Origin of the sequence: Photobacterium damselae (assembly GCF_003026815.1) — a bacterium.
GTDB classification, from domain to species: domain Bacteria; phylum Pseudomonadota; class Gammaproteobacteria; order Enterobacterales; family Vibrionaceae; genus Photobacterium; species Photobacterium damselae.
Genome location: NZ_PYOG01000051.1, coordinates 1 through 13,865 on the forward strand (window position 1 = coordinate 1; position 13,865 = coordinate 13,865).

The window sequence follows — 13,865 nt, forward strand, 5'->3', positions numbered from 1 at the left end:
GCGCCATTTCTTTACTTACAAAGAATAAGATGGTGCCCCGGGCCGGACTTGAACCGGCACAGCGCGAACGCCGAGGGATTTTAAATCCCTTGTGTCTACCAATTCCACCACCAGGGCACACAATTCGCTTTTAACGATGTGTTTGGTTAACACCATCTTCGATACCGCTTTTTGCCGTATCGTTAAATTTGGAGCGACACACGAGGTTCGAACTCGTGACCTCAACCTTGGCAAGGTTGCGCTCTACCAACTGAGCTAGTGTCGCAAATGGAGGCGCGTCCCGGAGTCGAACCGAGGTCCACGGATTTGCAATCCGCTGCATAGCCACTCTGCCAACGCGCCTCAAACTTGTCTTCGCAACGACTCATCGCTGCGGTACGGGATGTAATTTACTGATTTTACAGACTGAGTCAATTAAAAATTCTCACTTTTCTTTCAATTGGTTATTTTCCGTCACATCGATATAAAAATCGAACCAAGGTCGCTCGAAATAGCAACGATAAAGAAAAGGTTAAGAAAGAAAACTAGTGAGAAAACAAAGTCCAATAAGAAAATACAATTGCGGTACTCCCCTATTCTTTTATCATGCCCCCAAAAAAAACGGCACCGTATATTGCTATACCATGCCGTTTATTCATTCTGATCAGTAACTATCTATATATTGCCGAATATTACTGATGATGCCTTTCATCAAGTAAATCATCTTTTGCAGCCAATAGGTATTGAATCATCGACCAATACGTCAACACCATAGCAGCATAAAGGGAAATGTAACCCAGCCACACTGTCCACTCATAAGGACGCCATAGTAGCATTAGCAAAGCAAACATCTGAGAAGCCGTTTTTACTTTACCAACCCAAGACACTGCCACACTAGCACGTTTACCAATTTCCGCCATCCATTCACGAAGTGCTGAAATAATGATCTCTCGACCAATCATAGTCACAGCAGGAATGGTAACCCAAACCGAGTGATAATGTTCAACCACCAGCACTAATGCCGTTGCAACCATTAACTTATCCGCAACAGGGTCAATAAAGGCACCAAAACGCGTAGTCTGATTTAGACGACGAGCCAGATAGCCATCAAACCAATCGGTTACACCCGCAATAAAGAAAATCAATGCGGTAGCAAAGGGTGACCACTCATACGGCAAATAAAAGGCAATAACAAAAAATGGGATAAGTATAAGTCGGACGAAACTCAAAATATTTGGAATTGATAAACGCATAATCTTTATTCTTATGATAAAAAATTCACAGAGCACCAGTGATGTCTCATAGTAACATAGCCAGTTTAAATTACACCTAGCTATGTTATCTATTTCATTTCATTAGCGCAGCTATGCTAACTATGATGCAAAGCATCGACTATTTTTTCTGCTAGAGCCAAACTGATCCCTGGAACTTTAGCAATTTCTTCCTTACTTGCTCGTTTGAGCTCTTGCAGCCCCCCCATGTATTTCAGTAACGCTTGACGACGTTTAGGGCCAACACCTTCAATATCTTCCAAAGCACTGCGTTTACGCACTTTTGCTCGTTGAGCTCGGTGACCACTGATCGCATGGTTATGACTCTCATCACGAATATGCTGAATCAGATGTAAAGCAGGCGAATCACTCGGTAATGAAAACTCTTCACCAGTAATAAAAATAAGCGTTTCAAGACCAGGCTTACGTGTTGTGCCTTTTGCCACACCAATCATTAGTGGTCTCTTAGGCCAGTCTTCCATATAGGGCTTAACAACATCATACGCTCTTGAAAGCTGACCTCTACCACCATCAATGAAAATAATGTCTGGAATTTTGTCGAGCTCCATCTGCTTACCATAACGGCGTTCAAGAACTTGAGCCATCGCCGCGTAATCATCGCCGCCCGTAATTCCAGTGATATTGTATCGACGATAATCAGGTTTATATGGACCATCTTGATTAAAGACCACACAAGATGCCACTGTTTTCTCACCCATTGTATGACTAATATCGAAACATTCCATACGAGAGATAGGCTTTAGCGATAATGCCTGTTGTAATTCAAAGAAACGTTCTTGAATTGTCATTTTATGGTTAAGCTTACTCGTTAGTGCTGTTTTCGCATTTGTCTGCGCTAATTTTAAATAACGAGCTCGATTACCCCGTGGATGGTATTTGAAGACAACTTTACGCCCAGCAAGCTGAGATAAAGTGTCAGAGATCACAGCAGTTTCATCACCTAAGTCTTCACTTAAAATAATGTTGGTAGGAATCACACGGCCTTCAGCTTGATTTAGATAGAACTGAGTAACAAAGCTCGATAATACTTCAGTTAACTCAACATCGGCTGGCATTTTGGGGAAATAACTGCGACTACCAAGAATCTTACCTTGGCGAATATACAACGCATGAATACACGCCATACCATTTTCATGGGCGATACCCACCACATCCAGATCGTCTTCGGTATCATGGCTAACAAATTGCTGTTCTTGTACTCGACGCAAAGCTTGAATCTGATCGCGATATACCGCTGCTTTTTCAAAGTCTAGGTTCTGGCTAGCGGTTTCCATTTTTTCTACCAGCATAGCGATCACTTGCCGATCCTTACCTTGTAAGAATAAACGAGCAAGTTGAACCTGACCTTGATAGTCCTCGTCAGAGATGTAACCTTTTACACAAGGTGCTGAGCATCGACCAATTTGATACATCAAACATGGACGACTACGGTTAGCATAAACGGAATCCTCACATTGGCGAACCGGGAAAATTTTCTGCATTAAATGCAAACTTTCACGAACCGCGCCCGCATCTGGATAAGGGCCAAAATACTCCCCTTTGCGACGCTTTACGCCACGATGCATCGACAGCCTAGGATGCTGATGATGACTCAAGAATATGTAAGGATAAGATTTATCATCACGCAACAGTACATTGTACTTAGGAAGATATTGCTTGATGTAATTATGTTCAAGGATAAGAGCCTCTGTCTCTGTGTGGGTCACAGTAACATCGACTTTATGAATATTCTTAACTAATGCTCGAGTTTTTTCCCCGGCAACATTAGTACGGAAATAACTGGAAAGGCGTTTTTTGAGATCTTTAGCTTTACCAACATAGATAACCTCATCAGAGGCGTTATACATACGGTACACGCCTGGCTGATGAGTTACTGTTTTAAGGAAGCTTTTAGAATCAAAACCTTTATCTTCTAATGCTTCTTCTGACACTACAACGTCTCTGTGTCTAACATACCATGACGGATAGCAAGGTGCGTTAATTCCACATCACCACTGATATCCAATTTATTAAATAGACGGTAACGATAGCTGTTTACTGTCTTTGGACTCAAACTTAACTGCTCTGAAATGTCAGTCACTTTTTGTCCCTTGGTTATCATCATCATGATCTGCAATTCACGCTCCGAGAGATCCTTAAATGGATTTTCAGAATTCGATGCAAACTGGCTAAGTGCCATCTGCTGAGCGATCTCTGGAGAAATATATCGTTGTCCACTATTAACCATACGAATTGCATTCACCATTTCGTCAGGTCCGGCACCTTTGGTTAAATAACCAGAAGCTCCCGCCTGCATAACTTTCGTTGGGAATGGGTTTTCTGTATGAACAGTCAACACGATGATCTTTACATCAGGATTAAAACGTAAAATTTTTCGGGTAGCCTCAAGACCACCGATACCTGGCATATTCATATCCATAAGAATGATATCGGCATGATTTGCACGGCACCATTTTACGGCATCTTCACCACTGTCGGCTTCCCCTACCACTTTAATACCACGGACATCTTCAAGAAGACGTCGGATCCCTGTGCGAACCAGTTCGTGATCATCTACAAGGAATACATTTATCAAACTGTATCTCCAATATGATTTGGCTCTGCACCCTGCCAATAAGGCGGGATAGCGATTGCTAACTACTACTTATGGTCAATTCTACCCTAACTTGAGGTTTGAGCACATACGCATATTGCGTCATAGCGCAAATTTTCGCACTAAGTTAAGACTTGACACTTCCTACTTTTATGTTTTTTTGCACGCTTCGAAATAAAACCCGCGTAGCAGCAGTATTTACCATAGGCTGATAAAAATAAAGCAGAAAATTCAATATCTCATCAGTTTTTTCTCTAACTATGCAAGAATGCCCTATCTCTATCCATTACGAGCAAAAACCTGACCACATTTTGCATAAAAAGTCATTTTTCATATTTAAATTATTCTGGCACTAAGATCACATCAGTAATGGGCTAACCTTTTCATTTCGCACCTTATTTAACTAATTTTAAAATAGGTTGATTATTCTTTAGACGTCTAGAAGTAAAGCGTTCCTTTCCTGTCATTCTTCATGTATTATTGCCGCCGCTTTATGGTTATATCCCGTTTCTATGCTCCGTCTTATCGATCATGATGAAACATTAACCTCTGCTGCTCTTGCCAATAAAGGATTATTCGCGTTGAGTTTTAAACAACAAACTGTTGAAAAAGCTCATCAGTAAGGTTACCAAACGGTGCCAATACTATCGGCCATAAAAGCGCGAACCCAATGCAAACCTGCAATCAAAACCATGCAGGTATCGAGTTTACAAAGGTTAAGTTATGAGTCTGTCGGCTAAAACGGTTGTTCTTATTGCTATCGGTGCTGCTCTTTATGGTATCGGTGGCCTGCCAATGTTTGGTATTCCCGTTTTTGCAAATACTACGTTAAAGCCTGCTATGGCGGTATTAGCGTTATTTGGTGTTCTTTTTGGCCCTCTAGTTGGGTTCTTAGTTGGATTTATTGGCCACTGGGTAACCGACCTCTTCGCTGGATGGGGTGTTTGGTTCACTTGGGTGTTAGGCTCAGGCATTGTTGGCTTGATCATCGGCCTATACCCAAAAATCACTCGTGGTCGCCTAGAAATGGGCAAATTCACCAAATGGGATTTCGCACTGTTTGTACTCTTAGCCTTTTTAGGTAATACCATCGGCTACGGAACATCTGCATTCTTAGATTATCTGCTTTATGCTGAGCCACTAACAAAAGTATTAGCTCAGGTCACTATTATCGCAGCAGGTAACACTATTCTTATTGCCATTGTTGGCCATTTTATTTTGACTTCAGTTGCTAAACGTAAGCAGCGCAGCTTCAACCTCAAAGAGGCTTACTGATCATGTCTATCGTTTTCGATAATTTTACGTTTAAGTATTGGGCGCTTGAGAAACCAACACTTAAGAACATTAACCTCACCATTAATAAAGGTGAGAAAATCGTGATCGTAGGTCCAAGTGGTAGTGGTAAATCAACACTTGGCCAATGTCTTAACGGCTTAATTCCCCACGCTATCAAAGGTGATTGTAGCGGTACATTGACAATTAATGGTCAAGATACTCAGAAGCTAAAATTAGACGATTGCACCAGTATGGTGGGAACAGTATTACAAGATACTGACGGACAATTTGTTGGCTTAAGTGTAGGTGAAGATATCGCTTTTGTGCTTGAAAATCAGATGATCGAGCAAAAAGAGATGCATAACATTGTACAAGCAACCGCTGATATGATGGATCTGACCTCGATTATCGATCTGTCACCGTTTGATCTTAGTGGTGGACAAAAGCAACGCGTATCCTTAGCTGGTGTGATGGTTGATGATGTTGAGATTCTGCTATTTGATGAACCTTTAGCTAGCCTTGACCCTAAAACCGGAAAAGCTGCCATTGAAATCATTGATGATCTGCATCAGAAAACAGGCAAAACCGTTATCATTATTGAGCACCGTTTAGAAGACGTGCTACACCGCCCTGTTGATCGCATCATTATGATGGAGCGTGGTGAGATTGTTGCGGATCTAACACCTAACCAACTTCTAGCTAGTTCACTTCTTACCGAGCATGGTATTCGTGAGCCGCTATATTTAACCGCATTGAAAGAAGCGGGTTGTGATATCACCGAACAAGATAATCCTGCTTACTTTAATCAAATGCCACTTGAGAAGTTTAAACCACACGTAGAACACTGGTTTACTCAAGCCAAATTACCAGAGCATCAGACTTCACAAGAGGTTCTGCTGTCTCTGAATAATCTCGCCTACTCTTACGATGGTGAACGTCAGACGCTACAGAACGTTAGCTTTGATGTTCATAAAGGGGAATTTGTTGCCGTTCTTGGAAAAAATGGTTCAGGTAAATCGACTCTCACGCGTTTAATTATGGGCGTATTAGAACCAGACCAAGGCACAATTTGTTTAAATGGTGAAGATTTAACAAACAGCACTATTTTTGAACGAAGCCAACGTATCGGTGTTGTTATGCAAAACCCAAATCATATGATCTCTCACCATATGATTTTTGATGAAGTAGCATCAGGTTTGCGTAACCGTGGTATGGCAGAAGAGATGGTCGAAGAGAAAGTCTACGCTATGTTAGAACTCTGCGGCTTAGGTCGATACCGCGACTGGCCTATTGATGCGCTAAGTTATGGCCAGAAAAAGCGTGTAACCATTGCAACCATTTTAGTGTTAGAGCCTGAACTGTTAATTCTTGATGAGCCAACAGCAGGTCAAGACTACCATCACTACACCATGATGATGGAGTTCGTTAAAGAGCTAAATCAAAAACTTGGCATTACGATTATGATTGTGTCACACGACATGCACCTCGTATTGGAATATACCGATCGAGCAGTTGTTATTTGTGACAGTGAACTACTGGCTGATGAAGCAGTAAATTCGGTATTTAGCCAACCAGAGCTTTTAGATAAAGCGAACTTAACTGTCACCAGCCTGTATTCTTTAGCACAAGCTATGGGTATTGAACGCATCGATAACTTCATTCGTTGCTTTATTGAACACGAAGCAAGAACAAAACAATAATGAAATCCAACAAGTTTAAATTTGGTATTAGCTATATCAATACAGGTTCTATCCTGCATCAACTCAACGGTATTACAAAGTTCATTCTCTTTATGAGCTGGGTAACCATGGTTCTTATCACTTTTGATCTTCGTATCATTTGTGGTTTGATCGTTCTAGGTCTTGCTCTACTAAAAATGAGTAAAGTTCCGTTTAGTGTTTATAAGCCACTATTGATCGGTACGCTGGTCGTCTTGATGATGAATGCCCTCTTTATGTTCTTGATTGCGCCAAATCAAGGTACAGATTACATGGGTAGCAAAACGGTATTAGTGCCGCTATTTGGGCACTATGACATTACGGCTGAAACACTATTTTACTTACTAACGGTTACGCTAAAATATTTCAGTATGTTCCCGATTGCGCTGGTATTTGTCTTTACAACGCATCCAACTGAGTTTTCAGCAAGCTTAAACAAATTAGGTGTGCCATACCGTGTCTCTTATGCTGTGAGCTTAACACTGCGTTATTTGCCAGAAGTAATGAAAGATTTCACCAATATCATGCATGCGCAACAGGCACGCGGGGTGGATATTTCTAAAAATGCGCCAGTGATGGTTCGAATTAAGAACGTTGCAAAAATTCTTGGGCCTTTAATTTTCTCAAGCCTAGATCGCGCTGATGTTATTTCAAATGCAATGACTCTTCGTGGCTTTGGTCGTAACAAGCGCCGTACTTGGTACAGTTTAAAACCAATGAAAACCAATGATTATATCGTAATTGCTATCATTACTTTGGTTCTGGTACTTGGTTTTATCAAGCGCTATCACGACACCACTCTATTTTGGTATCCATTCCACTAATCGCGAATTGAACCGATAAAGACCCCCAATAGTTGAACGCCAATTATTGGGGGTCTTTTTATTTCAGATAACTCAGTAAATATTACTCAATCACATAAGCGCGTTGATATAACATCCACTGCTCTAGCTGCTTGATATCATGCTCGATTAACTCACAAATTAAATCATTATGTGGTTGCTGAGGTTCATTATGATATGGCGGCAAATCCCCTTGAGAACAGCGATGCGGGAATGTCTGCTCTAACCACTGTACTTGATGAATCCAACGCTGACTTAAATCATGATGCTTCATAGAACGCACACCAACCTTACTTGCCAATAACAAAGAACCATTAAGGCGGCGCAGTAGTGCCAGCAAACTCATCCAGTCTTTCGATGTTCGAGGGCTAAGGTTAGGTTCTTTTAGCAGGTTCATAATCTCTGTTTTCATGGCGTAGTAGTGATTTTGAGTCTGATACAAACTCACTTTTTGCTCCCACTGCGGTTTATTCAATCCTGCAATGTAGAAAATCTGAGATTTAAACATGGCTGAAACATATTTATCGATGCTCTTCATCGTCCAGTTTGGCGCAATAAAGTAGTTCACCGAAAACGCAATCGTCACACCAAATAACGTATCTATCACTCGATATGCCGACAGATAAATGTCTTCTGGCATCAGCAATCTCACCGCAAAGACAATCATTGATGTTAACCAAAATACATGAATGTCGTAGCGTTCTTTGTGATACGTCGTAAACGCAAAAAAGACCGAAATAGAAGTAAGTAACATCAAATACTGATCTTTAAAGAAGTATAAACAGACGAAACTGTATACCCCGCCAAGTGCTGTACCATAAAAGCGATACCACATGCGATTATTGGTTACCCCCATAGATGAGGTCAACATAACAATAAAGGCGGTTAATGAGATCCAGTAACCTTGAGGGATCTTATAGAAATAAGTTAAGAACTGAGTAACCGCGAGCGTCATTGCGATTTTAAACCCATGCTTCCACTCTTTTGAATGCGGTTTTATGGCAAGAGAGAAGTCATGCAGAAAAGCTCTAAAGTCGCCTTTAAACAGATAGATGTTATCGCTCAATGCTTCAATCGTCTCATCTTGGTGGTTATAACAGTATTTAATACGTTCTGTTAAATCGTAAATATAGTGACTGTTTTCAATCTTCAGCTGTGGGAATTTAGCCGAGATCATTAAACCTTGAGACAATTGGTTTGCCGCCTCTCGGATCCACTCGGTCAGTAATGATTTGGTATGATTATCAATATTAGAATGCATCAAGCGCTCTAAACTGATGATGTACTCCGACACATCAAGTTTACGCTGCAAATCACTTTTCACTTTCTGCTCTTTTTTGGCCGAAGTAATAGAATTGCTAAAATACGCAAGCTTATGTGCTTTATCGTAAAAGTCTTGTCGTCTAGTCGCTAAGGTATTGATATCAAGATCGTAGTGAAGACTATTGAGCCAATCAACTAGCGCAATATGCACCCCATCAATGTGCTTTTGCAAAATACGACCACGGAAAAATGGCCACAGCATTAGAGAAGTAAAAATCACCCCACAACCGGCAAAAATGTTCGCCCCTAAAGTCGCCCACTGTGGTACACCTGTTGATGCAAAGTGGATCGCCATAATATAGGTGAAACCAAAGTTGTAGCTGAAAAGACGAATATGAGGGCGTTGATTGGACATCAAGCCATAAACAACGGCAATGGAACACAAAGTAATGGCACTAAGTAATGTATTGGCAAACACCGCATAGGCCAATACTGTGGCAACCCCAGTAAAGACGGTTGAAAGTGATAATATTTGAAATCGTTTCAGGTACGGTAAATCACGACCTTGTACCCCCACCAGCCAACCGGTAATTAAACCCGATATGCCTGCGGCGGTTAGGTTAAAGCTATAAAAAAGGTAAAGGCTTGCCACCATAGGAACTGTAATACGGATGGAGTCTGGAATGTCCGCCGCATCAGAGAACCAACGGGCAAATACGGCAGTAAATGCTGGTTTTCTCATGGTTATTGCATCGAAAGAATATAGAAAAGAGAGATGTGATCAGAAATGAAATTGATACGACTTCCACTGACTCATTCTAATGTATTCCTTTGTAGAATAAGTCGCAACAATTTTATTGACGATACCATTTATGAAGAGTAAAACTAATAGCACTGCATAACAGAATATCTTACAACAAAAGATAGACCACAAAAGATAAAATACGATGCTTAAGATTAAAATCATCACACAATCTAACGTATGCTCATGGTGGCGCTCTTACTAATAGAGCGGCGCTGATTATCTTTTATCGTTTCAGAAGCCGTCGGAAGACTTCTTTTGAATGCGAGTAATTTATTCTCTCCCCCCAGTCTCCGACGGTAATACTTTTTTACTGGAGACATTGTTCATGACTGTTACATCTCAACCACAAAAAATTCTTACTGGCGACCGAGCAACAGGTCAACTTCATTTAGGTCATTTTGTTGGCTCACTTCAACAGCGAGTGGCATTACAGCATCAATATCAACAAACCATTCTTATCGCAGATATGCAGGGGTTAACCGATAATGGTCATAATCCTCATAAGGTAGCGTCTAATATCTTAAATGTCATGGCTGACTATCTCGCCGTTGGTATCGATCCAACCAAAACAACAATCTGTTTGCAATCAGCCCTTCCGGCACTTGCTGAACTGACTATGTTCTACTCTAATGTCGTTTCTGTTTCTCGTTTGCAGCGTAATCCAACCGTTAAAGCCGAAATTCAATCCAAGCAATTTGGTCAATCTATCCCGACTGGCTTTCTTACCTACCCAATCAGTCAAGCTGCCGATATCACCGCATTTAAAGCAACGTTGATTCCTGTGGGAGATGATCAATTGCCTATGATTGAGCAAACCAACGAAATTGTACGAAAAATTAATACGATTGCGGATAAAGACATTTTGGTGGAATGCCAACCTTTGCTCAGTCATGTTGCTCGCCTACCTAGCCCAGATGGTAAAAATAAAATGTCTAAGTCGATGGGAAACTGCATCTTCTTAGGAGCAAGCGAAAAAGAAATCCGTCAAGCGGTCAAAGCCATGTTTACTGACCCAAATCACCTACGTATTGAAGATCCAGGCCAAATTGAAGGCAATATTGTCTTTACCTATCTTGATGCATTTCATCCCGACAAAGCACTGGTTGCGCAATTAAAAGCCCATTATCAAGCAGGCGGTTTAGGTGATGGACAAACCAAAAAAGTGCTGGAAGAGTGCTTACAAGAGCTGATTAAACCAATCCGTGAACGCCGCGAACTGTTTATGTCTGATAAAGCGCAGTTGATTGATATTTTACGTCAAGGTAGCGCCAAAGCACATGAAGAATCTCAGCAAGTGGTCAATGCGGTTAAAACAGCCTTTGGTCTAAAATTATTTTAATTCAAAAAACAGGTCAAATCGTTTCATTAGTATTTGACCTGTCTATTACTTTATACTTTATCTTACCGTCATTGATTCATTGCTTAAACAACACTATGTATTTGATTTCAGAGTTAGCGACCCTTATTGGCGTTTCACGAACCACGCTCTTGTATTACGAAAAAATTGGCTTAATTAAGGGCTCTCGTATGAGCAATGGTTATCGCCGTTACAGTGAGCAAGATGCACAACGGTTATTGTTGATTCAACAGCTCCAAGCAGGTGGCTTAACCCTTAAAGAATGCCAAGCGTGTTTAGAAGCAAAACTTAATCGTCAGGTTTTACTCGATAGATTGTCGCAGCTAGATCAAGAGATCGAACATAAAACCAAAGCACGAACTTTGTTATCTGGGCTGCTGGGTGAGCGTTCGCAAAAAGAATGGCACCAATCGTTACAACAGGTAGCTCCAGATGCCCATTTTAATTGGTTATTAAAACAAGGTTTCACAGAAAAAGAAGCCTTGAGACTTAAGTGGTTATCAAAAGATATGAACGAACATGATGTGTACATGAATGACTTTATGACGGTATTTGAAACGCTTGAACGTTGGGGGCCTGGTGATGAATGCGAAACACGTAAAGCTTTTTCTCTGATACCGAGTAAAAAACAAGCAATCCTTGAAATTGGTAGCGGTAAAGGATTATCTACCCTACTTTTGTCTGAACTATCTTCAGGTAATATTACTGCGGTTGATAATGAACCAATGGCTATCAACCAGTTAAGTGAAAAGGTAAAAGCGCACAATCTGCAGGATCGCATTCAGCTAGTTTGTGCCTCAATGACGGCTCTTCCCTTTGCGGCAAAAAGCTTTGATCTGATTTGGGCTGAAGGGTGTGCTTATATCATGGGGGTGGAGAATGCGCTAAAGCAGTGGAAACCGTTACTGCAAGATGATGGTATTTTGGTGGTAAGTGATCTTGTTTGGCTAACCGACTCACCTTCAGAGGCGCATAAATCGTTCTGGCTATCGGAATACCCTGATATTCAAACCGTTCCTACTCGTTTAGAGCAGTGTCAAAACCTTGGATATCAAGTACTTGATCACTTCTCGATTAGTCAGCAATCTTGGCAAAACTATTGGCAACCGCTGCAAAAACGAGTGGCAGAGCTATTACCAACCATGCCAGAGTCGCAAGCACTTAAAGATATCACTAAAGAAATTGATATTTATGAGAACCATTTAGGTGATGAGTTTGGATATGAGTTTTTTGTTTTGAAAATAAAATAGATCTCAAAGAAAAAGGGTTATTAGTTTATAACCCTTTTTCATAGTCAAAGATTATTCATATAAAGAAATTGTATTTTGTAGTTGTTCAGTATAACTAAATATATCGTCCAAACTATCAATTGGGTATCTTGTTTCGTTTCTATTCCCATCAAAGATGCCGATGTACTTTTGCTTCGCATTAAAGTGTAATCGACATAATGGCTTACGATTATTGTCATCAAGTAATACTCCAAAATAACTTTGAGTATCTCTAGAATATACACGATTAAGCCCTATTTTTTGTCTAAAAATTGCCTTTACAATATTAAATCCTTCAATTTCATCATCTGTTGTATCAACTTTTGGTCTATCGTTTATTTCTTTATTTTCATCAGACTTTGTAATAATCTCATCTTGAATACTATCCTTAACATCATTACCAATAGCGGACTTCAATCGAGCATTTATACTATCATTTAAAAATTGTTTTAATGCTTTTGTAGTAATGTCTAGAAATTGAGATTTAACCTTAGCAGTTTGAACACCCTCATAAACTTTTGATGTGAAATATTTTACAAAATCTTCATCTGGATTTTGGAACTGCTCTGATAGAACTTTTTTAATTTGATTTAAATATTTTAATTCACCAGCAGCATCAACAACTGAATCAACATCAAAAGAAGACTTCGTTAATTTTTTAATTTCAGGGACAATATGTTCGTCTAAATCTGACAAATCCAGAATAAGGAATGGCTTCTCATCCATCTTATTTGGCGCATCAAGGTCAGTATAAAATTGATATTGGCATCCATTAGTTAAAATCGCAATTCGAGCATTCGTAACAGAAAAATACCTAAACAGTTGATTTGCGTGCTTTGTAGATAGTTGCTCATCGAATTTTTTACATTCGATCAATATCTGAACAACACCATCTTTCATCAAAGCATAATCAACTTTTTCTCCTTTTTTTGTCCCTGTATCTGCTGTAAATTCAGGTACGACCTCATTTGGGTCAAAAACGTCATAGCCTAAAACAGAATGCAAAAACGGCATGACTAAAGCATTTTTCGTTGCCTCTTCCGTTGCCAGATTATTTGATACTTGCGCTACTTTCTTAGACAATGATTCAAGACGATCAACAAATTCCATGTCAACTCCATAATAAAATCTATAATAATGGAATTATATGTTTTCGACTCTTATAAAAATGTTATCTAGTTAAAATTTTCATACATGATACATACAATAACATTAATATCTCTACAGATTATCTTCTCAACCACATATGAATACCTTTTAAGCATCATAAGTAACATGAATATAAAGTTAAACAATATTGATTATTTGCTTGTAGACAGGATGATGAAATCATCTATTATAAATTCTTTATCTTAACTTTGATAATATTAGACTTAACAATAAGAAATTTACTAATATCAAACCCATTATTTAATAAATCAATCTCCATCTAATATAAGTTTAATTTGGTTAATATTACTAATACTCTTAGAG

General features: G+C 39.7%; 10 protein-coding genes and 3 tRNA genes. 5 read left to right on the plus strand and 8 right to left on the minus strand.

Annotated features, from left to right (window positions below; genetic code table 11):
* Positions 1-30: 30 nt before the first annotated feature.
* The 6 genes from CTN07_RS21265 to uvrY all read right to left on the minus strand — a co-directional run bounded on the left by CTN07_RS21265 (position 31) and on the right by uvrY (position 3,846).
* Positions 31-117, minus strand: a tRNA-Leu gene (locus CTN07_RS21265).
* A gap of 72 nt (positions 118-189) precedes the next feature.
* Positions 190-265: transfer RNA gene (locus tag CTN07_RS21270), tRNA-Gly, on the minus strand.
* A 3-nt stretch (positions 266-268) separates the two neighbouring features.
* Positions 269-342 (minus strand) — tRNA-Cys (locus CTN07_RS21275).
* A gap of 329 nt (positions 343-671) precedes the next feature.
* Positions 672-1,232: a CDP-diacylglycerol--glycerol-3-phosphate 3-phosphatidyltransferase gene (pgsA, locus tag CTN07_RS21280; protein WP_036764014.1), complete on the minus strand. Its 561-nt coding sequence runs from the start codon at positions 1,230-1,232 to the stop codon at positions 672-674.
* Between the two features lie 116 nt (positions 1,233-1,348).
* On the minus strand, positions 1,349-3,202 hold the full coding sequence (gene uvrC, locus CTN07_RS21285; RefSeq protein WP_080551727.1) for an excinuclease ABC subunit UvrC: 1,854 nt from the start codon (positions 3,200-3,202) through the stop codon (positions 1,349-1,351).
* Positions 3,202-3,846 carry a UvrY/SirA/GacA family response regulator transcription factor gene (uvrY, locus tag CTN07_RS21290; RefSeq protein WP_005299769.1) on the minus strand — a complete coding sequence of 215 codons (645 nt, stop codon included), beginning with the start codon at positions 3,844-3,846 and terminating at the stop codon, positions 3,202-3,204. The genes uvrC and uvrY overlap by 1 nt, the downstream gene beginning before the upstream one ends.
* A 741-nt stretch (positions 3,847-4,587) precedes the next feature.
* On the opposite strand from uvrY, the gene CTN07_RS21295 reads away from it, so the two are divergent.
* From CTN07_RS21295 to CTN07_RS21305, 3 genes are read left to right on the plus strand one after another with little or no spacing between them, the layout of a single operon-like run.
* Positions 4,588-5,139, plus strand: coding sequence for an ECF-type riboflavin transporter substrate-binding protein (locus CTN07_RS21295; RefSeq protein WP_005299771.1), 552 nt, complete (start codon positions 4,588-4,590; stop codon positions 5,137-5,139).
* 2 nt (positions 5,140-5,141) lie between these two features.
* The gene (locus tag CTN07_RS21300; protein ID WP_005299773.1) at positions 5,142-6,839 is read left to right on the plus strand and encodes an ABC transporter ATP-binding protein; all 1,698 of its coding nucleotides are present in this window, start codon (positions 5,142-5,144) and stop codon (positions 6,837-6,839) included.
* Positions 6,839-7,681: an energy-coupling factor transporter transmembrane component T family protein gene (locus CTN07_RS21305; protein ID WP_005299774.1), complete on the plus strand. Its 843-nt coding sequence runs from the start codon at positions 6,839-6,841 to the stop codon at positions 7,679-7,681. Before CTN07_RS21300 ends, CTN07_RS21305 begins: the two co-directional genes overlap by 1 nt.
* An 82-nt stretch (positions 7,682-7,763) precedes the next feature.
* Here CTN07_RS21305 and CTN07_RS21310 read toward each other — a convergent pair whose 3' ends face one another.
* Entirely contained in the window at positions 7,764-9,704 is a 1,941-nt protein-coding gene (locus CTN07_RS21310; protein ID WP_005299776.1) for an FUSC family protein, read from the minus strand.
* 388 nt (positions 9,705-10,092) lie between these two features.
* Between CTN07_RS21310 and trpS the strand changes: the two genes are divergently transcribed.
* Together trpS and CTN07_RS21320 are read left to right on the plus strand one after the other, a co-directional pair.
* On the plus strand, positions 10,093-11,106 hold the full coding sequence (gene trpS, locus CTN07_RS21315) for a tryptophan--tRNA ligase (RefSeq protein WP_036764017.1): 1,014 nt from the start codon (positions 10,093-10,095) through the stop codon (positions 11,104-11,106).
* 95 nt (positions 11,107-11,201) lie between these two features.
* The gene (locus tag CTN07_RS21320; RefSeq protein WP_005299779.1) at positions 11,202-12,374 is read left to right on the plus strand and encodes a MerR family transcriptional regulator; all 1,173 of its coding nucleotides are present in this window, start codon (positions 11,202-11,204) and stop codon (positions 12,372-12,374) included.
* 51 nt (positions 12,375-12,425) lie between these two features.
* Here CTN07_RS21320 and CTN07_RS21325 read toward each other — a convergent pair whose 3' ends face one another.
* Positions 12,426-13,502, minus strand: a complete 1,077-nt coding sequence (locus CTN07_RS21325) for a type I restriction endonuclease (RefSeq protein WP_005299780.1) — start codon at positions 13,500-13,502, stop codon at positions 12,426-12,428.
* Positions 13,503-13,865: the final 363 nt, after the last annotated feature.